Source organism: Pelagicoccus sp. SDUM812002, assembly GCF_031127835.1.
GTDB lineage: Bacteria > Verrucomicrobiota > Verrucomicrobiia > Opitutales > Opitutaceae > Pelagicoccus.
Genome location: NZ_JARXHX010000009.1, coordinates 38,243 through 59,544 on the forward strand (window position 1 = coordinate 38,243; position 21,302 = coordinate 59,544).

Here is a 21,302-nt window from a genome sequence, read left to right on the forward strand (position 1 = left end):
CGGGCTAGCTTTTGCGGGACCAGGCACCTTGAGGGTCCTGGACCCAGACGCCTGCGGCAGACTTTTTGCGGAGCTCTTCGGCGCGACCCTGGCCAACTACGGTGGCAGTGAGACCAATTCGTTGGCCGACGAGGGTGTATAGGGCGCGGCGGTCGGCGTTTTCCTCGTTCATGAGCTTGATTTCGTCGGGCTTTAGCATGGCCCGTTGCTCGAGCAAACCAGCGTTGTTTTCGCCGACTTTCCCGGCGAGCTTGAGAGCATCGACAGCGGCAACCCGCTCGATGATACGCTGCTTTATGGCGTCTTCATCAGACGACTGGGCGATGGCGAAGCTCGGTACGAGAGCTAGGAGTAAGGCTAGAAGCGGAAGGATGCGAGTGAGGGAAAGTGTTTTCATGATCGTTTTGACGGTTGGGTGAAGAGGCTTATTCAGATTCGTTTACGGTGCTGGAAGCGGCGTCGATATCGCCGAAGACATCGGCGAGCTCCTTCTGGAGCTTTACCTGCAAATCGATGGTGAGGTTCATGTAAATCGGGTCAAAGCTACTATGGGTACGCACGTTGATGCAGCCAGTCGCGGCAATGGCGACGAGGGCTAGGGAGGAGAGAGCTACGATGTATTTCACGAGATTTGGATAGGGGTTAAGTGACAGAAGCTTGGGACCGCCGCGATGGGGGCTTGTTTCTTGTTTAGACGTTATGCGACTTAAAGTGAATTTAAGCGAATGAGAAAATTGTAGAGCTCGCTGAGGGATCCGCGGACTTGAGTGTCGATGACGACCGGAATGTCTCCCACGCCCGAGTGTGCGACGCCTTCTAGACGGATGCGGATAGGGGTCTTGGGGTCATCTTCCGGAAAGAGTTCTGTTTCGAAGGTCGTGATGGTGATGTCTCCGAGCGCCTGCTCGGCTGCGAGATCTGGATTGACTTTGAGGAACTTGAGCAATCGATCCGATAAACTGGATTTTTCTGGCTTAGGACTGTTGTCGGTTAGAAGTCCGGTCGTATTGTACTTGAGCGAAGCGAGGGTTCCGTCAGGCAGACGAAGATCGCCGCGCAAGAGCTCGAAGTTGCCGCTCCTAAGGCGAAAGGGCAGGTAGCCGCTTACTTTCCCCTGCATTTGCCCGTCGAAGATGTCGATGTAGCTCGCGATTTGGGCAAGGTCAAATGAATGCAGTTCTAAGCTGCCTTTGAAGTCGGAACCGTTGAGAGGAATTTGAGTGGAGCCAAGCTTTGCCTGCCCGCCGAAGAGCGACACATTTGCGGAATCGATGGAAAGTGTTTCGCCTCTGTGGATCCTGAATTGGCTGTCGGCTTGGATCGATCTGAGGTCGCCGGCCTCGATGTCTTCTATGTGAATAGAGGAAGAGGCATCGCCGCTGTCGACTTTTGCAATGGAGGCCAGCTCGATGTCGATGGTAAGCCCCCCAGCCTTGACCTGGGAAGCGGGATAGGAAATCGTGCCTTTGCGAACCTTGAGCGAGAGTGAGCCGTCAGCGTTTTCTGAACTCGCACGAAAAGTGCCATTTGCGTGTATATCTGCGGAAACGGAGAGTCCGGCAAGTTCGGGCTTGAAACGTCCTGGCAGGTCGGAGTGCACGATGCTTACGGGAACGAGAGTGTATTCACCCGACAACGACAGATTGGTGAGTGGAGCGTTGATTCTGTGCTGGCTGTCAATTTGTAAGTTGATTCCATCGAGCATCGTCGAGGCTTGTGAGCGTCCTGTTAGTTGGGTGAGCGTTCCACGGTGCTCGTTTTCGATGTAGACTTGATCAAGTCGGATTTGATCGAGCTCGAGTATTCCGGCGCCGACATAGGAGGAGAGAAGAAGCTGGTTGTTTTCTGGATTGAGCGAGAAGCTGCCGCCGCTCCACTGCGCATTGAAGTCTGGAGTCGTCAGTTGGCTGGCTTGCCAGTCGACCTGGGCTGCAACCTGCAATAGAATTTCGGTCAGTGCCTGCTCGTCGGAAAGATCAATGAGTGAGAGTCGGGTACTGTCTAGGTCTAGGAAATCAAGTTTAGTTTGGAGCGAAATGCCGGTTCCAGATACAAACTTAGATTGTATCGATATGTTGGATGCGTCGAAAATCGCGTTTCCCGACAGAGTGTCGGAGTCAGATTGCGTCTGGAGATTAACGCTCAAGTTCAGGACTCCTTGAAGAGTGGCGACATCTGGAATGGAAAGGAGCGGGCTGGATGGAATCGCGGCGAGAGTGAGTTGGATGTCGGTATGTGTGTCGAATACTTGGGTTTCTACGTTAAGGTCGGACGAGGGCATGATCGCTCGAGACTCCTTGATGACCAGCGGTTCCGGATGGAGCTTGCCTGCGAAGGACACGGAGATCGCTTCGTCCGTTGCCTCCGGAATCAACACGTTGCCGCGACCCCCGTGGATGAAGGCTGGGGTTGAGGTTGAGAGTTCAAGTAGACTTGTTTGGAAGTTGATTTTGCTGGTAGAGCCCGATGCGGAAATAGTGAACGGGGCTAGCTCGAAATCGCTGACTGTGAACTTGGTGTTCGAAATCAGGGCTCGCAGCGGATCTTCGTCGACATCGAGCTGGTAGCTGAGCTCGATGTCGCTGTGAGCACTGACTAGGTCTGAATCGTAAGTCCAAACGATTGGAAAACGTGTTTGGATCTCAACTACACTGAGGTCTTTTATATTTACGTCTAGTGCGATCTCTTGACGGGGCGTTACGTCCAGTGTGTCGCGAATAAGGCGATTGGGCGAGAATTCGAGGAGGATCGGGATGCGCGTGAAGTCGGTGAAGTACGTTGTTGCGGTGAGCAATGGGAGCGTTCCGAATATCTCGTCGTATTCAAAATCCAATTCAGAAATCTCGAACGAAAGGTCCAAAGTTGGATCCGCTGATTCTTGTTGTTTTAAGAGGGCTTGCAGGGAGAGAGGGCCGCTGTTGATCGTTGTGAGCTCGGGAACTTCGTCTTTCCAAGAAGGAAGGTACTGGTCGAGTAGAGAAATAGGATTCTCAAGCTCGAGGGACACACTCGCTTGGGTTAGAGTAGGCGATGCGAGCTTGGCCTGCAATTGGAGCGAGTTTTCGGCTTGAGCGAGCAGGGCATGGAAGTCTAGCGATTGCGGGCTGGTGGCGGTTGCGTTGGCTTCGAGGGAAAGGGGAATGGAGATGTCACCTTGCTTTAGTGTTAGGCTTGAATCGGAAATTTGGATACTTTGGAAGGGGAGAGGATAAAAGCTGGATAAGTCCAGCAGCTTGGCGAGTTCGGCAAGGGTGGGTGGTTCTGCTTGCTCGCCGGTGGCTCCCGCCGATTGCTCGGGGAGTTGAAGGGTGAAGGTAGCTCCGTCGATGCGGGCTTCCTGAATACGATTAGATTTCAGCAGCTCGGATAAGGAGAAGCTGACGACGATGTTGTTGGCAGCCAGCTCGGACCCGTCGAAGGCGATTTTCAACTTACCGACGCTCAGGGAATTGGTTTGTAAGTCTGTGACAGTGAGCTGCGGGTCCTCGATACCGAGCTCCTCTAGGTAGTCCTTGGCGAGTGATGTGAGCAGCCGGGTTCGTAGCCCCCAGAGGCAGACGACCCCGATGAGCAGCAGGGTCGTGAGAACGACAATCGTCCGGAGAAGAATACGGATTGGTTTACGAAAGCGGGGATTCACAAGAAGTGGTTAGGCGATCCGACAAATCTATGCCGAATTGGCTCCCGTTTTTCAATAGGTCCTTATGAAATCTGCTTCTTCTTTAGGATCCGTTTTGATAGTGGCGCTGCATTGCTTGGATGGCGCGGGCGAAGGAGGTCTCCGGTGGTCCGTCGGGTGTTACGAGAGTGGCGGCCTCTTTGGGGCCGGTCCAGGCGCGGTCCATTGCCGCGGAAAAACCGGAGAGTTCGAACATGGGAATGTCGTTGTTGCCGTCTCCGAAGGTAGCGAGCTCGGATGCGTCGATGCCGAGGTGTGCGATGAGGGGCTTGAGGGCGGAAGCTTTTGATGTTTTTGGATCCGCTTGCTCGAAGATGTTCTCCATCGATCGCACAGTATAGAGCTGGCTGTCGCGCAAGTATGGGTACTTTTGTACCTCGTCGAGTCGCTCGCTGGCTTCGAAATAGACTATCTTGAAGATGGATTCCTCAAGGATCGCTTCTGACGTGGTGGGAGTAGGAGTAATGCCGGCCAACTTGGTGTAGTAGTCGAGCCATTTGGAGGGAGGGGTTAGGGAGTAGAGCCCCGTTGCGGCATAAGCGACAATAGCCAGTTGGTTTTCGAGTCCGAAGTTGATGGCTGCTTTGGCGTCAGCAGTCGGCATGTGCGATTCGAAGAAGGTTTGTTCATTATCGACGTCGGACGCGTAGCCGCCTTGGGCGGAGACCATGTACCGCACTTCTGGAAGGGATCGAGCGAACGGCAGCATGCTTTGGTAGTGTCGACCGGAGGCGAGGATGATCTCTACGCCTGCCTCATGCATAGCTGCGATGGCGGCTCGGTTTTCCTCGCTGATGCTGTGATCCGGCGCGAGTAAGGTGCCGTCCAAATCTATGGCGACGGCGCGGATGGGATGGAAGGGAGACGTGCTGCTGGATGTGGTCATTTTGCCCACGAATGACACGAAGGAACCCGAAGCAGGGCGAGGATATTGTGTGTTACGAGTTCGGGGAGTGGAGTACCGAGAAGCCTTTGAGCTTACGTTCAGTGCAGGGTTTCCATACTCTGCTGGCGTTCTCTGAGTTTTGTGCAGGTTGTGGCGTCGCGAACGGCTTACTTCCAAAGGGGTCCCTTATTGGTCCTTCTTGCCCAAGTCGTTCATGAGTTCGGCGAGGAAGCCGTCTTTGGGGTCGGCGGGGCTGTCGTGCGTCGCCTTCTCGTTGGACTTGTCTTTTCATGGGCATGAAGTAGTTGTCGGCGCCGCTACGGCGAATCTTGCGTAGGGTGACCTCAACTACGTTTTGCAGGCTGTAGCGGTCCAGGATATTGGAAACGGCGTTGCGGACATCGATCATGAGCATCCGAAGCCCGCAGTGCACTTCGTCCGGACAAGAGCAGCGCTCATAGGCGGTCTGGCTGGCACATCTGATGGGGGCCAGTGGCCCGTCGAGTGTCCGGACTAGATCCCCGATCTCGATTTCGCTATGCTCCTAGGCCGCGTAATAGCCGCCCGACTCCCGCGTTGGGTGGCGACGAAGCCCGCTCGGTGGAGCTCGATCATGATCTGTTCAAGGAATTTGATCGGTAGGTTTTCGGCCTCGGCGAGCACGCTCAGCGGCACGACTTCGTAGTCTAGGGACTTCGCGATGACTAGGTCGATCATCGCCCGCGGCCCGTATTCCGCCCTTTTGGAAAGTCTCATAAAAGACTACTGAAAATTGTCGGAATTCAATCTCAAAGTTTAACGGTACTCGAAATTTGTAATCGCTCGGTCCAGTTTTGGGTCCGATGGGTTGTACTGACCGTGAGGGGGGCTGAGGAGGCCTCAGGCTTGCGGCGAGGTCGATCGTACCTCTAGAAACGGGCAAGGAGTTGGTCGTACACGTCGGTGGGGGACAATTGATCGGGAAGCTCGAACGGGGAAATGAAAAGGGGCCAGTCGGCTTTGTTTTGGGGGCAGGTGCCGTGGAAGCCTTTGACGAGGGTGGCGTCGAGGGGGGGGTGAGGTCGAGCATGGCGCGGAAACCGAGCTTCTTTTTCAACAGGAACTTGGCGATCTTCGCGGTTGAGGACTTGGGCGACGCGACAGTCGATCCAAAGTTGACAATGGTAGATTCCTTAGTCCTCACTTGCTGCTCATTTCGGTGAAAGTCCGGCATTATAAATAGAATCCAACCGACTCTCATCTCAATAGTTAACCACAGGAGATTCATATGAAGAGTACATTGCTATTGTTGACTTTTATCGCAGCGTTTTTCGCGAGCACGGCCGCCGCTGAAGAATTTACTATTCCCTTTGGTTTAGCCAAAGTACCTGATGCACGTTTGGCCTTTAGTGATGTATATGATTCCCCTAGCGGTGACAGGGAAGAATCGATAGCAAGATTTACAACTAAAGATTCTCGCCAAGAAGTGATCGGCTTTTATCGCAAGGCTCTCGAAGAAGCCGGATTCCAAACGTATTCGTCGTCTGACAAACCGGATTACGCTATGGTTGCCGCGAAGCGGGATGACGACCGCGTTACCATATATTTTAGAAATGAGAGCGATTGGGTCGAAGCGGACGAGAGTGAGATCTCAATTAAATGCGAGTACAACAAAGAGTGATAATTGGCAACTCGTTGAACCGTTCTTAACTCTACTTTGCTAAACTAGACTCTTGCTAAGATCTCCGTTCAAGTAGTTTAATTTCAGATACAAAGTTAAGCGATAGACTGATTTTTTCCACAAGGAGATAAAAAAATGACGCCGATCCGATACGCGGATCGGCTCGGTACAGTGCAAGCGGTTTTGGATCGAGCATGCCTTCGCCCAGGCCAAGGAAGAACTGAGGAGGAGCCGGTACCAGTTACGCAAGTGGCAAGGCTGGCACCACCGTATGGCATTGGTCTGCATAGCTTTTCTGTTCACTTTTGAAGAGCAGGTGCTGCTCGAGGAAGACCTGCCTTTGATAAGCGTGTGCTAGGTCACCGAACTGCTCGAATACTACCGCCTAATAAGAATCGAAACTGTTCAGGATTTTCAAAGACTGCCCCAATAAAGCATGGAAGAAGAAGCTAAGTCATTCTCGAATCCTCAACTCGAGATCGATCAACTCCCGCACTGGGGAGACATCGAGCTTGAACCGCTGGCACGCGCCGCTCCTTGGCCGCCCTTCTGGAGGAATTGCGTACCCTTCACTGTGCTTTTCGTAGCAGCCACGGTAGTCGTAACCACTTCGCTCCTTCCGCTCCTTGCGTATTTGGGAATATTGCTGCTGGGGCTTGTCCTCTTTCTTCTTTTGCAGTGGTACAACTTCACCGAGCATAAGCGTCGTGGAGTTGCCCTGAGAGAGGAGGATATCGTGTTCAAGCGGGGCCTATTCTGGCATCAGCATACGCTACTTCCTCTCAACAGAATTCAGCATATCGAGATTCACAGGGGCCCCATAGAACGGAAGCTCGGCTTGAGTAGCCTCAGGCTCTACACCGCTGGCGGATCCGGGGTGGACCTGCAGATCAGCGGCCTCGAGAGTGAGCGAGCGGATCGAATAAAGCAGTTCATTCTGGATAAAGCCAAAAACGAAGCACTGGGGCGCGTCTTTGAATGAGCTTACCTGAAGCCATCCCATCCAAGGATACCGGCTGGCAAAGGCTTTCCTCAGTCTCCATTGCGTACTTCGTTATCAAATTCACGATTTCACTCCTAAGGAATGCGATCCAGAGCATTATCCCCGGAATCGCAGCCATCTCGTTTTTTGCTGATAACAAAGTGCTCTGGTTCAGCGTGGCGCTCCCCGCCGCCTTTCTTCTTATCACGGTTTACAGCTTCTTCTACTACTGGTATTTCAAATTCAAGACCCATGAAGGAGAAATCTTGATACACCAAGGCGTATTCAAAAAGGAACTCCTCAACCTCGATTTTGATAGAATACAGAACGTCAATATAATCCGCCCCTTCTATTTCGCGCCGTTCAAGGTCGTAAACTGCATCGTAGAATCGGCGGGGTCCAACGCAGCCGAAATCGAGTTGCCGGGCGTCAAAGAAGCGTTTGCTATCGATACGAGAACCAGAGTATTCGAGGCGGAAAAACCGAAAGAGGAAAGAGACGACGAAGAGAACGAAGTCTCAAAATCCCCAGATTCTTCGATGGCTTGCCGGAAACTCTCGAACTGGGAGATGGCAAAATCGGGTTTAACCAGTTATTTCGCATTCGTCGCGTTGGCCGCCCTCGCTCCGTTTTCCGATCGAATTTTCAGTTTCCTGTTCGAATACGTGTATTCGGGCATACTCGCGCCATTCGAATCGATCCCAATCTTAAAAGCATTCGTCATAACGGTGTTAATATTCCTCACAGCCGCCTTGCTTCTACTGACTTTGATTGCTGGATCGGTAGTTGGCGCGTTGATACAAAACTACAACTACGAGCTACATGACAACAACGACCGGTTGGTTCGACTCACAGGATTGTTCGAACGAAAATCCACAACGCTTAAGAAGTCTAAAGTACAGTCCATCGTCATCACACAGAATCTTGCGGAAAAAATACTCGGACGCGTGCGGCTTCAATACCGTCAAGTGGGCACTAGCAACGAAACGAAGAGCGACTCCCACGTCCAGGTACCTATCCTAAAGCCTGACGCGAGTGGTACTTTCGCCTCAATCGTCTTTCCCGATTGCCCGCAACCTGGCTTCACAAAAATTCATCACAGCTACGTGAAACGAGTGTTTCTGTACTTCTGGGTGCTCCCCCTCACTATAATCGTATCCATTCCTAGCATACTGATAAGCGAATTGTTTCTTTTCGGACTCGTCCTGCTGATTCCAGGACTACTCGCAGTGATGCTGCGCTATCGCCGTTTTGGCTACTGGTTCACCGGCGAATACGGAGCGATCCGAGAAGGATTCATCGGAAACAAGACCACGATTTTCCCGATTCGGAAAACGCAGACCGTCAGAATCGCACAAAGTCGCGGCCAAAGGATCCGGAATCTCGGAAACCTGACGATCCAATTGGGTTCAGGCCCAGTAACCATCCCCTACCTCCCTATGAGCAACCTGAGCGAAATCGTTGATAAAACCCTCTACAAAACGGAAAGCAGCTCCGAGCCGTGGATGTGACACAGGAAGTGTAACCTATGTCCTCGGATCATTCCGAATGTATCACGATTTTGAATTCAACACTGTCCCTGCACCCCACGGTCCACAGTTAAAAGTCTTCAAAATTACAAGAGTATAGGGTCTGTTGCCCAAATGAATCGTTAGGGATATTCGAGGCAAGATGTCGGGAAGTCGTTGATAAATACATTTCAAAACGTCCTTTTCAGACTCGATATTGCCGATATTGGATTCCGGCAACAGCCCCTATAGGAACGACCCCTTTTATCGCTCCGAGTGGGAGGAAGCAGGAGCTCGCGAATCGCGAAAGGGGTGTAGGCGTTACTTTGTCAAAGAGGCTGCAACGGCACGGAAGCTGGCGAGGCCCGACTCTATGTTTTCGATGATTTCTTCGGCGAGGATTTCTGGTTCGGGGAGGTTGTCGAGATCGGCGAGGCTATCGTCTTTGAGCCAGAAGAGGTCGAGGCTGGTTTTATCGCGGGCGATGAGATCCTTGTAGCTGTACTTTCGCCAGCGGCCTTCGGGGTTTTTCTCGGCGTGCCAAGTTTCCTTGCGTTTGTGGCGGTTGCTGGGGTTGTAGCAGGTGATGAACTCGCGCAGGTCCTCGAGGCGCAGGGACTTCCGTTTGAGGGTGTGGTGGACGTTGGTGCGGTAGTCGTAGTACCAGACTTCCTTTGTGGCGACTGCCTTGCTGGCGGCTCGATTGTCGAAGAAAAGCACATTCGCTTTTACGCCATTGGCGTAGAAGATGCCAGTGGGGAGACGAAGGATGGTGTGGAGTTCGGTTGTCTCCAAAAGTTTCTTACGAACGGTTTCTCCTGCTCCGCCTTCGAAGAGCACGTTGTCAGGAAGAACCACGGCGGCACGACCAGTGGTCTTGAGCATGGAGCGGATGTGCTGCAGGAAGTTGAGCTGCTTATTGGAAGTAGTGGCCCAGAAGTCTTGGCGATTGTAGGTGAGCTCGTCTTTTTCCTGTTCACCTTCCTCGTTGGTGAAGGTCATGGAGCTCTTTTTGCCGAATGGGGGATTGGCCAGTACGTAGTCGAAAGTCTGAGACGGGGCACCGACAAGGGCGTCGGTGGAGTCGATGGGGCTATCGCCGTCGATTTCGCCGATGTTGTGCAGGAAGAGATTTATCAAGCAGAGGCGGCGGGTGCCTGCAACGATCTCGTTTCCGTGGAAGGTGTCGTTTTTAAGGAAGGCTTTTTGGTCGCGGTCGAGTTTTCCTTTGGTGAGGAAGTCGTATGCGGCGAGGAAGAAGCCACCGGTGCCGCAGGCGGGGTCGGCGATGGTTTTGCTCGGCTCGGGCGCGACGCATTCGACCATGGCGGAGATGAGGGCCCGGGGAGTGAAGTATTGGCCAGCTCCGGACTTGGTGTCTTCCGCGTTCTTTTCGAGGATGCCTTCGTAGATGTCTCCCTTTGTGTCGGCATCGAGTAGGATCCACTTTGTACTGTCGACCATCTCAATAAGGCGGGCTAGCTTGGCGGGGTCCTGAATCTTGTTTTGGGCCTTGGTGAAGATCTGGCCGAGCATGCCTTTTTCGGTGCCGAGGGCGCGAAGTGTCTCGATGTAGTGGGCTTCCAGTTCGGCTCTTTTAGTGGACGCATGACGCCCCACTGGAAACGCTCGGGTACGCCGATTTTTCGTTTGTAAGGAGGTTTTGAATACTCGTCAGCCATCTTGAGGAAGATAAGGTAGGTTAGCTGTTCGAGATAGTCGCCGTAGCCTACGCCGTCGTCGTGCAGGGTGTTGCAGAAGCTCCAGACTTTGGAGATGATGGTGTCAGTGGTCATGGGAGAAGGTGGTAGGTGTTTAGTTGGTAGGGACTTTCTTAAACCACAGATTACACAGAGTGCACAGAATGTGCCTGGAGGTTCGGGCCTTATTTAAACGAACGAAGGTTTAATGGAATAAGATCGGGTGTTATTCTATCGAAACTGATTTCGATTAAATAAGAGAAGGTCGGAGAGGAAATTGGGTTGAAGTTTTTTGTAGAGATGGGAGCTTCTTACGGCTCTCTTGTGGTTCGAAGGTTTTGGCTGAGCCAGGACTATTGAGGTAGGATCACCGGAGAGTTTTTGCTTTCTGCCTGTGACAGAAAGTCTGCAAAGGTTGGCGTGGAACCAGCCTGGTCGAATCCGCGTTTTTTGTGCTTGGAGAACGGGAATTCGTTTAAAGTAGACTTCAGGAGAAGGAGTCTCATTCGCCTTGCGATCAAATAACCATCAAATAAATAAAGCATTGATATTCAGTGTATTGAGTTTGTACCTGTCCTGACTCTTGTGGTCTAATCAAATAACCATGGTTCAGCCTAATGTTCGTTGTCGTCCGGTGAAATCGCATTAAAGATTTTCAATTTCAGCGATTCATCGTCCTCGTTGCCCGTTAGAATTGCAGTCATCCAATCCGCTAAGAGTGGCTTGTCGATATTCCCTGCAGCTACGTGGTAGCTGATGTTTTCAGCTTCTCGGATGAATGCGTCGATACTTCTCAGGTAGCCGTTGTTGAGAAGCATTTGAGCGGAGAGTGTGATGGCGATTCGTTTGTTTTCCGTCTTCGAAACAGTGAAACTTGCACGAGCAAAAGAAAAGGTGAGCGAGCTTTTCTTCGAGTGTTGGGTAGTAGTTGTCGTTTTGAATGTGCTCCAAAACGCTTTCGAGCTTTTCGATTTCTAGGGCACCTTGTGTGCCACCTCCGCTTTTTTCCACGGTGAGGGCGTGGACTTCAATGGCTTGCTCGATGGTTAGATAGACGTAGTTCACTACTCCCGCTCTTTGAGGCGTTTCATTACATCTTTGGCGTCTTCGAGACGCTCGGAGAGTTCTTTGCTTTTTTCGCCTAGAAACCGCTCGAATTCGTCACGCTTAAGTGGAGTGATGTAATCTTTTAGCTGGAGGTGGAGGGCGTCCCTGAAGGCGAGGTCGCGGCTGGCCATTTTGTTGCGAGCTCGTTCGACTTGTGGTTTCCAGAGGGCTTGGCTTTCAAATGTCTGGAACAGCTTATCGACTTCGCTTGGGCGTAGTTTGCGGCCGAGTGCTTTGCTCTCCTTTTCGAGAACTTCGGCGAAGCCGCATTCGTAGGAGGCGATGATGTCGAGGACTTCTGAGTAAAAGGTATCTCGCAGGTTCTCGCGTTTGCTGAGCTTCAAGACCTTGCGGTATTCTTGGGCCTTTTCTTTGAAGATGCTGACGTAGATACGGTCGGTGTAGATGGCGTATTTGATTTTGCCCATGTCGATGTAGTGATCGAGGGCGTCCGTAAACTGTTTGCGGTAATTCTCCTCGGCGAATACTGCGTGAATGAAATTCTCGTCGCGTTGGTTGATGTATTTGGTTCCGCCACCTGTCCGCTGGTTGATGGTGTCGATGACGATATCGAGCATGGTTCTACGGAGGATTCCTGCTCGGTCGGATTCCCTCATGAGCATGGCCAAATTAAGGAAGGCTCGGATGTCGAAAATGCCCAGTTGTGGCGTCTTATTTATGTTAACGAAATCTGTTTCGTGAACATCCGACTCTTGAATTGCTAACTTTAAGATCTTCAACTGGTTACCTCTTAAAACCTCGTAACCGTTTTTCTGCAATTCTTCAGCGTTTTTCTCCAAATAGTTGTCGATCGTGCGTGGGGATACTTCAAAGAATGAGGCGACTTGCTCCTTGAGAACGACCGTTTTGCCTTGGAAGGGAATGCCTTTGATCCCGGCGGCTTTTTCGATCTCCGACAGAGCGTAGGGATTGTTCAGAATGTTCTGACGGTCGATCTGTGATGTGGTGAGGTCTTTTGCCATCTTAGAGCGGGAGTTCGGATTGTGTGGGGTTGGCGGATTTGAGGGGACCCTTTCGGACAGTTTTCTTGGTGGCTCGTTTCTTTGGAGCTTTTTTTGAGGCCTCGGCTTCGCGTTGGGCTTGGATGCGGGCTAGGAGTTGGGAGGCGGGTTCGTCGGTGGGGGCTTGGGGGCGAGTTGGCCGCTGAAGGCTTTTTTGAGGATGGACTGGCGGAGGGCCTCGCTGCGGCGCAATGCGGCGTCGATCTCACCCTCGTTCTGCGCAATCACCTCGAACTGAGCGTCCAGCAAACGCACGATCTCTCGTTGCTCGGCGAGGGAGCAAATTGGGACTCGAAGCTCGCGGAGATTGGTTAGATTTAGTCCTGGCTTACCTGCTCCGTAGGCGGCTTTTTCTAGATCCTTTCGACCTCCCGATGGACTGATAATGTAGAGATAGAGAAATTTTGTGAGGCGGGGATCTAGGGTTCTGCAAAGGGCAACATGTTGACTGACGTAGGCTTCGCCTATGTCTCGGTCTATGTATCCAGTTTTTGTTACGTTAGCTCCGGTTATCGTAATAAGGATGTCGCCGGTTTGTGTAAGTGTTCGTTTACCTTCTGCTTTTTCAGGCAAGGTGACATACGCGATATCGGATAAATCCAGATAGTCTTTTTTTAGGTTTTGAGCTCTGATGAAAGTGCTACCTGATTCTGAGTAGTAAGCTGCCCAGCCTCGAGATCCTGAAGTTATATATTCGGTGAGTTCTCCGAATTGAATTGTTCGCCAGTTATCACATTCGTGAGGCTCGACTGTAGTCGGATCGGTTTCTCGGATGCGGGCTAGGAGGTGGTCGGGGGATTCTAGTTTGTCGGGGTTTTGTTGGCGCCAGGTTTGGGTGAGCTTGCCCTCGAATGCTTGTTTGAGGAGGGACTGGCGATAGACGCCGAGTTGCTGCTTGGCTTGGCGAAGGCTCGCCTCCCCAGCGTCCAACTCGCTGAACAACTCCTCGTTCTTCGCCACAATCCGCTTCTGCTCGTTGAGGGGAGGAAGGGGGATTTCGAATGCTTGAAGACTGGGGAACTCGATACTATGAACCGTGGTTCCTCCTTTTCTGCATGTATTCAAAATTTCACACTCGAATACTTTGAAAGCGTACCAGAGGAACTCGGAATCTGTAGCAGGACACGGTGTAATTGCTTTGATGTCTTGATTTACGGATACTGAAACCAAATTGACGGCGATTGGGAGCGAATGGGCGGGGATGCCGGATCGAGTTACGATGAGAAGAGAGCCTTCATCTAGAAGATTCGCGGAAGAGTTTTTAACTGCTGATTCGGTTATGAAATCCTGAGCCGAAGAGAGTTTCGGTTTTTTCATATCCTTGGGCGAAACCCATGGAATCGTTCCATCTGTCCAGAAGCTGGGATTCGATTTGCTAGGCGTTCCACCGCCACGCCATGTTCCAAGGTCGGATAGCTTAACGGACGCCCAATTATTCGGCAACTCGCTCACGCTGTCAGGTCCTTGCTGAGTTCGTCGATGAGGGCGTCAGCAATCTCATTCTCCGGTGCGTCAGCACCTATTCTGTGCATTCCGTGTACTCTGTGGTCCAAATTTCTTTTTTTAACCACAGAATGCACAGAGCGCACAGAATGATTTTCGAAGAGTGAAGATGAATGTGAATCGATTTTGTGTTTTAAGCCGATGGTTTGGTTTCTTCTGTCATCCAATCCATTTCCAATTCTATGTACTCTGTGGTCCAAAATATTTCCCTCTGTTTTCTTAACCACAGAATGCACGGAGTGCACGGAATGACTTGGTTGTATCTGATTAATTGGATACGCGTTTGATGCCGAGTTTTGCATGTTTGAAATTGAGGAGCAGGGCGGTCTTGAGTCCGGTGATATTGAGGTAGCCTAGCATTTGGGCTAGGTGGTTCTCGTTGAAATTGACGACGACTTTGGGGTCTACTATGATTTGGTTTTCGACGATGAGGTCGGGGATGAGAGTGCCGATGTGTTGGTCATCGTAATAAACTGGGAATTCTTTTTGGGATTCGGCGGTGAGGCCTTGTTTGGCGAGTTCGATGACGAGGGCGCGTTCGTAGAGTTTTTCGTCGAGTCCGGGTTTGAGTTTGTAGAGTACGGTGTGGGTAGCTCCTATTATTTTTTCGGTGAGTTCGTTCGGATTCATGGGGAATTTTTTAACCACAGAATACACGGAGTGCACAGAATTTTTGATTGGATTGTTTCGAGACTTAGATTCGCAGATCAATCCGTGTATTCTGTGTAATCTGTGGTTAAAACTAGGCTGTAAGATCTTTGTTCAACTCCTCGATGAGGGGGTCTATATTGTCGCCGAATAGTTGATACATTTTGCCGAGGCCGCCTTGGGCGTCGAAGGGGGCGTAGTCGAGGTCGTCGCGTTCGAAACGGAAGGAAGTAACAATGTGGTCGCGGATCATTTGCACGAAGTCTGTCTGGGCATCGGTGAGGGGTTGGCCAGCATTCTTTCGCAGAATCCAATCGCGGAAGTTGCGGCGCACGGTGTCGGTGAAGGGAGTGAGGGTTTGGTCGAGTCCGCTGGCGCGGCGGATGAGGGCGATGAGGGCAGTGAGCTCGGTGAGGGGGCGGGCGTTTTCGGGCAGGGAGTCGAGGCGGGCGTAGGCTTCCCAGACGCGGAGCGGGGCGAGGCGTGGGGCCTCGGACTTGAGGACAGCGAGCACGTCTTTGATTTGGGCGAGGGTGACTTCCTGACGGCGGTGGGGCTGCTGGTAGTAGATGGTGAGGGCGTCGAGCTGGTCGCGGTGTTGTTGGCAGAAGGTTTCGAAGTCTAGGATGTAGGCGCTGGATCGCTCGCGGGCTTCGGTATTCCACTCGGCGCGGAGGACGCGGTCGAGGGTGTCGTGGTCGATGGTCTGCATGTTGGCGGTGCAGGTTTCGACGATCTGGGTGACGACGGCTCCGGTGAGGGGCGTTTTGGCGGCGGCGACGAGCTGGCGCTGGGCGGTTTCCTTGGCGGCTTCGCCGGGATCGGCGTCTGGGGGAGTGCCAGTGAGTTCGCGGGCTTTTGTTCGATGGTCTCGCCGTCGATGGCGTGGAAAAGGGCTTTGACGAGCTGGCCGATGGTGGTGCCGCCCATGGCTTTAGCGATCTCGGCGTTTTGCTCGGGGTCGAGCTGGCGTTCGATGCGGGCGAGGCGTCCTGCTAAACTGGATACGGTGTCGGTATCGGTGGAGCCCATGACGACCTCCATGGCGAGGTCTTTGAGGGAAATGGAGGGACGGGTGATGGGCGGGCGGCTGGGCGTCTTGCAGGAGCGGGTGACGCCGATGGCGTCGACGATGACGTAGTGGGTTTTGGCGGTCTTGGCGGCGGAGGAGACTTTTCGCAGGCTGTCGTGATCGAGGGTGCGGGTGCCGCGTCCCTTCATTTGCTCGAAGTAGCCACGGGATTTGACGTCGCGCATGAAGAGGAGGCACTCGAGCGGTTTGACGTCGGTGCCGGTGGCGATCATGTCGACGGTGACGGCGATGCGCGGGTAGTAGCTGTTGCGGAATTGGGAGAGGACGGATTTGGGGTCTTCGGCTGGCTGGATGAACTCGTCCTCTACCTTTCGCTTGTCGTCGTTTTCGCCGAAGGTGATTTTCTTGACTCCTTTGACGCTGCCGAAGGTGACCTTTTTGCAGAAGGCGTTTCCTTCGCCGAACTCTTCGCGCACGATGTTGATAATGTCGTCGGCGTGGGAGTCGGTCTTGGCGAAGATGAGGGTTTTGGGGACTTGGAATTCGCCGTCGGCGTCGGTGCGGTCGGTGAAGATTTTGGGCAGCTGATCGCGGAAGGCGCGGATGACGGTGCGGATCTGGGAGGGGTTGACTACGTCGCGATCGAGTTTCTTGGCGGTGTAGGTTTTGTCTTCGTGGGAGCGTTCCCAGACGTGGCGGCGGGTGAGCTTCTCGCGTTTTTCCACGGGGCCTTTGAGGACGGTGCCGCCGCGTTGGCCGACTTCGGTCTCGATGAGATAGACTTCGCCCTGAACGTTGACGCCTTCGGCTACGGCTTGGTCGTGCGTGTATTCAGAAACGACGTTCTGCTTGAAAAAGGCGTAGGTGTTGGCCTCGGGGGTAGCGGTGAGACCGACGAGGAAGGAGTCGAAGTAGTCGAGGACTTGGCACCAGAGATTGTAGATGGAGCGGTGGCACTCATCGATGATGATGAGGTCGAAGAATTCCGGCGGGACCTTGGAGTTGTAGGATACGGGGAGCGGTTCGCGGCGGCGTCCGGTGCCTTCGTTTGGGTTTTGTTCTTCGGCGGATGCGTCGAGGTCTTTGCCCTGAAGAATCGAATACATGCGCTGGATGGTGGAGATGCAGACTTCGGCGTCTTTCGGGACATGGGAGGACGCAAGGCGCTGGACGGTGTGGAGCTCGGTGAACTTGCGGTTGTCGTCGCTGGGCGTGTAGGCGAGGAACTCCTGCTCGGCTTGCTCCCCGAGGTTTCGGGTATCGACGAGGAAGAGGACGCGGCGGACGTGGGCGTGTTTGAGCAGTCGGTAGATGGAGGTGATTGCGGTGAAGGTTTTTCCGGCGCCGGTGGCCATCTGGATGAGGGCGCGGGGGTGTGCCTTTCTGAGGGAGGCTTCGAGCTGAGTGATAGCGGAGATCTGACACTGGCGAAGGCCTGTGGGATCGAGCTCGGGGATGTCGTGGAAGCGGGTGCGAAGGGAGTGTTGCGCTGCGAGGGACTCGCGTAGGGTTTCGGGGCGGTGGAATTGGAAGACTTCGCGGGAGCGCGGCTTGGGATCGCGTTGGTCGGTGAAGCGGGAGATGATGCCGGTGGCTTCGTAGAGGAAGGGAAGCGGGATACCATTGTTTTGCACCCACTTGAGTTTGGCGGAGGCGTAGCCTTCGGTTTGGTCTTCCGCAGTGGTGATGCTTTGACCGGCTTCTTCACGCTTAGCCTCAATGACGCCGACGGGCTGGCTATCAACAAAGAGGACGTAGTCGGCAGGGCCGATATCGGTGGTGTACTCGCGGACGGCTTGGCCTTGGCCGGCATTGAAGTCGATGGTTGTCTTATCCTGAACGACCCAGCCGGAGGCGGCGAGTTGGGCGTAGATCGCGTCGCGAGCGACTTGCTCGGGATTTTGGTTGGGAGAGGACATTCGAAGAGTGGGAGGAAGCGTCGAATGCTAGACTCTGTGGGGATCGGAGCGTTTGCCAATCTAAAGGTTTTTACTTACGAGTGGCTGTTCGATGAATCGCGACTCCTACTTGTTGAAATGGGCGAGGAGGCGGTGGTGGACGCCTGTGGAGGTGAGTTGTTCGTCGGAGGTGATGGGAGAGATGAAGACGGGCCAGTCGGACTTGTTTTTGGGACAGGTGCCGTGGGAGCCTTTGACGAGGGTGGCGTCGAGGGGGATGACGTCCAGTAGGGCGCGGAAACCGAGCTTCTTTTTTAGGAGGAACTTGGCGATCTTGGCGGATGGGAACTTTAGCTTGAGATCGATAAAGAGTTCGACGGGGTCGTAGCCGGCTTTGCGGTGAATGTCGACGCAACGGGCGAAGTCGGGAGCAACGGCGTCGTCGAACCAGTAGTAGTAGGTGAACCAGGCGTTTTCCTCGGAGACTGCGATGAGATCTCCACTGCGCTCGTGGGCGATGCCGGCTTCGATTTGTTGTTCGCGGTCGAGGACTTGGGCGACGCCGGGCAGGGCGGCGAGGGTGTCGCGGACTTGGGTCTGGATGGTTGGGTCGTTGAGGTAGACGTGGGCGACTTGGTGGTCGGCGATGGCGAAGGCTTTGCTGGCGCCGCAGTCGAGCTGCTCGAGTCCGAGCTCGTCTTTGACGGTGATCCAACCTTTTTCTCGCAGGGCGCGGTTGATGTGGATGGGCTGGTCGACTTCTGTGATTCCGTATTCGGAAAGCAATACGACTTGCACGTCGCGGCTGGCGAAGTAGTCGAGCAGCTCTCCGACGACAGCGTCGATGGCTTGCAGGTCTCGGGCGATGTCGGGGTGGTTGGGGCCGAGACGCTGGAGGTTATAGTCGAGGTGGGGAAGGTAGACGAGGTTGAGGTGAGGGCTGTGTTTTTCTTCGACCCATTGGGCGGATTTTGCGATCCATTGGGAGGAGGGGATCCCGGCTTGGGGGCCCCAGAAGGTGAAGAAGGGGAAGTCGCCGAGGTCGGATTTGATCTCCTCGCGCATGCCCATGGGGTGGGTGTAGACGTCGAAGACTTTGCGTCCGTCGGCGGGGTACATGGGGCGTGGAGTGATGCTGTAGTCGACCGACGAATACATGTTGTACCACCAGAAGAGTTTGGCACAGGTGAAGTCCGGATTTTTTTCGCGAAGCTTATCCCAGATTTTGGGTTGGGAGACGAGGTGGTTGGATTGCTTCCAGAAATGAATCTCGGAGTAGTCGCGGTTGTACCAGCCGTTGGCGACGATGCCGTGCTGGGATGCGGTGGTTCCGGTGAGGTAGTCGGACTGGGCGGTGCAGGTGACGGCGGGGAAGGCGGGCTTGACGTAGGAGAGGTTATTCGCTGTCACGTATTTTTGAATACGGGGGGTGTGGGGGCCGATGTGCCCTTGGGTGAGGCCTACGATATTGATGACGGCGACGCGTTGCATGGCAGTTTAAAGTTTTGCCTACGAATCGCACTAATCAAATTTAAATCAGCGAAGATTCGTGTGATTGGTGGGGGGGACTAGCGCGGTAAGGAATTTATGGATTGAAGGATTTTTTCGGTGTCCATCTCGTGGACTTCGAAGCGTTGGCCGATTTTCTTGAGCAGGGTGATGGTGAGGAGTCCACCGAGATGCTCGCGGAATTCTTCGAGTCCTGCGAGGGTGGCGTTTTTTTCGTCGTCCGTTGTTTGCTCGAGCTCGGGCGCGTAGGTAGGTAGCTTTAGCTTCGTGATAAGGGAAAGGATGCGGTCGACACTGGCGGAATCGAGATAACCCATTTCCTGAGAGTAGAGGGTGTCGATAGCGATGCCGATAGCTACAGCTTCTCCATGCGATATGCGGAAGTCGGAGAGTTGCTCGAGTTTGTGGGCAGCCCAGTGTCCGAAATCTAGGGGACGAACGGAACCCATCTCGAAGGGGTCCCCGGAGGTCGCGATGTGGGTGACGTGGTGCTGGGCTGAGCGGTGCACGAGCTCGCGGACTGCGGACGGCTCAAAGGCGTTGAGGGCGTCCGCTTGGCTTTCGATCCAGTCGAAGAAGGTGGCGTCGCGGATGAGGGCGACCTTGATGGCCTCGATGTAGCCGTTTCGCAGGTGCTGCTCGGGTAAGGTTTCGAGGAAAGAGAAATCATTCACGACTGCGTAGGGTGGCGCGAATGTACCGACGAAGTTTTTCTTTCTATGGAAGTTGAAGCCGTTTTTGACGCCTACTCCTGCGTCGCCTTGACCGAGAGTAGTAGTGGGAAAACGGATATGGCGGATTCCGCGGTGAGCGGTTGCGGCGGCGAAGCCGACAGTGTCTAGAAGAGCCCCTCCGCCGATGGCGATGAGATAGGAGTGGCGGCAGATCTTTTGGTCCTCGATCTGGGCGTAGATCTTTTTGAGGTAGTCAGTCTCGTTCTTGATAGGCTCTCCCGCGGGAAGAAGGTGAATGCCGCGCAGGTTGAGGTCTTCGTCGTGGTGCTGGAAGTAGGATTCGATCTGAGGAACTAGGGAAGGATTGGCGGCGGCGACACCTTCGTCGAGATAGAAAATGGCTTTGCGGCGGGATCCAGATTCCTTGGAACAGAGCAGGTTGAATAGGAGCGAATTGTCGATCGCAAAGGCATGCTCGGTGAAGAGGACCCGTAGTTGATACGGTATAGCGATGGAGTGCTCGATGTGTGGAAAGTTAATCATTTGCTTTTGCCCTAGAATGACACGAGTGGGCACGGATTGGGATTTCGAATCTTTGTCAACTTGCTGGAATGAAGCGTTGAGCGGCAGTGGTGATCGCGAAAAGGGTGGCGAAGAGGATGAAGTGAGTCTGGCCTGCTAAGCCAAGGGTGGCGAGGATGAGTACGTCGAGCAAGGGAATGGAGGCGAGGAGAGGGCCGATTGTCTTGCCGATGATGAGTTGGTTGTGGACGCGGGCACGAAGGAAGGAGCGGACGTTCCAAGCAACGAAGAGAGCGAGAGCCGCGGTTTGGTAGGTGTCGAATCCGTGGCGATTATAATAGAATGCGCCGAGAACGGGGGCGGCGATCATAGCTAGGGCGGGGTAGTCTATGGCGTTGGAGGTGGCCTCGGTACGGGCGAGAAAGGTGACTCCCATCACGAAAACGAATACTGTACTGGCGGCGATGAGATGGTTGGTATCGATGCCGTTGGCGAATGCGGAGGCAACCGCGAGGTAAAGCAAGCCGCGACAGGCTCCCATGAAGATGGGGGCTATCGGGTTGCCTTTGTGGTTGTAGTCGTAGAGGAGGATGCTGGTGACGACGCCAGCGGCGAATACGGCGGGGAGCCATTGTGTGGCACCTTCGTCGTTGAGGAGGCCGGTCCAAGCGATGGCAGCGAAGCCGATCGCGATGAATGCGAAGGCTAAGTTACGTACGCAGGCCGCGGATATTTTTCCTGCTGGGATGGGTCGTTCGGCTCGTTGTTCGGCGTCTATCTCACGGTCGCAATAGTCATTCAAATACATGCCTCCGATGTAGAGGAGGCTGGCTCCGACGAGGTAGCTGGCGAGTTGGAGATTGTTGTATCCACCAACGATTATCCACGCGCAGAGGACGTTGGACCAGATGGTGGGAAGATTAGAGATGCGGCCTAAGGTGAGATGAGTGCGCATGGGACCGGTGAGTGGT

At 53.7% G+C, this 21,302-nt stretch carries 17 protein-coding genes and 2 pseudogenes; 3 read left to right on the forward strand and 16 right to left on the reverse strand.

Features of this window, described 5'->3' with window-relative positions:
* Positions 1-4: 4 nt before the first annotated feature.
* The 6 genes from QEH53_RS13890 to QEH53_RS13910 form a co-directional block, all read right to left on the reverse strand.
* Positions 5-397, reverse strand: coding sequence for a DUF1318 domain-containing protein (locus tag QEH53_RS13890; RefSeq protein WP_309023810.1), 393 nt, complete (start codon positions 395-397; stop codon positions 5-7).
* 28 nt (positions 398-425) lie between these two features.
* Positions 426-626 carry a hypothetical protein gene (locus QEH53_RS13895; RefSeq protein ID WP_309023811.1) on the reverse strand — a complete coding sequence of 67 codons (201 nt, stop codon included), beginning with the start codon at positions 624-626 and terminating at the stop codon, positions 426-428.
* 80 nt (positions 627-706) lie between these two features.
* Positions 707-3,640, reverse strand: coding sequence for a YdbH domain-containing protein (locus tag QEH53_RS13900; RefSeq protein ID WP_309023812.1), 2,934 nt, complete (start codon positions 3,638-3,640; stop codon positions 707-709).
* Between the two features lie 82 nt (positions 3,641-3,722).
* The gene (locus QEH53_RS13905) at positions 3,723-4,565 is read right to left on the reverse strand and encodes an HAD family hydrolase (protein WP_309023813.1); all 843 of its coding nucleotides are present in this window, start codon (positions 4,563-4,565) and stop codon (positions 3,723-3,725) included.
* Between the two features lie 52 nt (positions 4,566-4,617).
* Positions 4,618-5,097 (reverse strand): Rrf2 family transcriptional regulator, encoded by a 480-nt coding sequence (locus tag QEH53_RS24195; protein WP_345785725.1) that lies wholly within the window; start codon positions 5,095-5,097, stop codon positions 4,618-4,620.
* Positions 5,079-5,321: an Rrf2 family transcriptional regulator gene (locus QEH53_RS13910; RefSeq protein WP_309023814.1), complete on the reverse strand. Its 243-nt coding sequence runs from the start codon at positions 5,319-5,321 to the stop codon at positions 5,079-5,081. The genes QEH53_RS24195 and QEH53_RS13910 overlap by 19 nt, the downstream gene beginning before the upstream one ends.
* A gap of 511 nt (positions 5,322-5,832) precedes the next feature.
* On the opposite strand from QEH53_RS13910, the gene QEH53_RS13915 reads away from it, so the two are divergent.
* From QEH53_RS13915 to QEH53_RS13925, 3 genes are all read left to right on the forward strand, one after another.
* A complete protein-coding gene (locus QEH53_RS13915) occupies positions 5,833-6,225 on the forward strand; it encodes a hypothetical protein (RefSeq protein WP_309023815.1) in 393 nt (130 codons plus the stop codon).
* Positions 6,226-6,661: 436 nt separating this feature from the next.
* Complete coding sequence (locus QEH53_RS13920) at positions 6,662-7,207, forward strand: PH domain-containing protein (protein ID WP_309023816.1); 546 nt, start codon at positions 6,662-6,664, stop codon at positions 7,205-7,207.
* A complete protein-coding gene (locus QEH53_RS13925) occupies positions 7,204-8,718 on the forward strand; it encodes a PH domain-containing protein (protein ID WP_309023817.1) in 1,515 nt (504 codons plus the stop codon). The genes QEH53_RS13920 and QEH53_RS13925 overlap by 4 nt, the downstream gene beginning before the upstream one ends.
* Before the next feature lie 318 nt (positions 8,719-9,036).
* Here QEH53_RS13925 and QEH53_RS13930 read toward each other — a convergent pair.
* The 10 genes and pseudogenes from QEH53_RS13930 to QEH53_RS13980 form a co-directional block, all read right to left on the reverse strand.
* Positions 9,037-10,511, reverse strand: a pseudogene (locus QEH53_RS13930) (N-6 DNA methylase).
* Positions 10,512-11,029: 518 nt separating this feature from the next.
* Entirely contained in the window at positions 11,030-11,233 is a 204-nt protein-coding gene (locus tag QEH53_RS13940; protein WP_309023820.1) for a hypothetical protein, read from the reverse strand.
* Complete coding sequence (locus QEH53_RS24200; protein WP_345785723.1) at positions 11,178-11,480, reverse strand: Fic family protein; 303 nt, start codon at positions 11,478-11,480, stop codon at positions 11,178-11,180. The genes QEH53_RS13940 and QEH53_RS24200 overlap by 56 nt, the downstream gene beginning before the upstream one ends.
* Positions 11,480-12,505: a DNA-binding protein gene (locus QEH53_RS13945; protein WP_309023821.1), complete on the reverse strand. Its 1,026-nt coding sequence runs from the start codon at positions 12,503-12,505 to the stop codon at positions 11,480-11,482. The genes QEH53_RS24200 and QEH53_RS13945 overlap by 1 nt, the downstream gene beginning before the upstream one ends.
* Before the next feature lie 129 nt (positions 12,506-12,634).
* A complete protein-coding gene (locus QEH53_RS13950) occupies positions 12,635-13,996 on the reverse strand; it encodes a restriction endonuclease subunit S (RefSeq protein WP_309023822.1) in 1,362 nt (453 codons plus the stop codon).
* 318 nt (positions 13,997-14,314) lie between these two features.
* Complete coding sequence (locus tag QEH53_RS13955; protein ID WP_309023823.1) at positions 14,315-14,677, reverse strand: GxxExxY protein; 363 nt, start codon at positions 14,675-14,677, stop codon at positions 14,315-14,317.
* Positions 14,678-14,789: 112 nt separating this feature from the next.
* Positions 14,790-17,647 (reverse strand): annotated as a pseudogene (locus QEH53_RS13965) (DEAD/DEAH box helicase family protein).
* 105 nt (positions 17,648-17,752) lie between these two features.
* On the reverse strand, positions 17,753-19,117 hold the full coding sequence (locus QEH53_RS13970; RefSeq protein ID WP_309023826.1) for an alkaline phosphatase family protein: 1,365 nt from the start codon (positions 19,115-19,117) through the stop codon (positions 17,753-17,755).
* Positions 19,118-19,194: 77 nt separating this feature from the next.
* Positions 19,195-20,352 (reverse strand): 3-dehydroquinate synthase, encoded by a 1,158-nt coding sequence (locus QEH53_RS13975; RefSeq protein ID WP_309023827.1) that lies wholly within the window; start codon positions 20,350-20,352, stop codon positions 19,195-19,197.
* Between the two features lie 55 nt (positions 20,353-20,407).
* A complete protein-coding gene (locus tag QEH53_RS13980; RefSeq protein WP_309023828.1) occupies positions 20,408-21,286 on the reverse strand; it encodes a UbiA family prenyltransferase in 879 nt (292 codons plus the stop codon).
* Between the last annotated feature and the right edge of the window lie 16 nt (positions 21,287-21,302).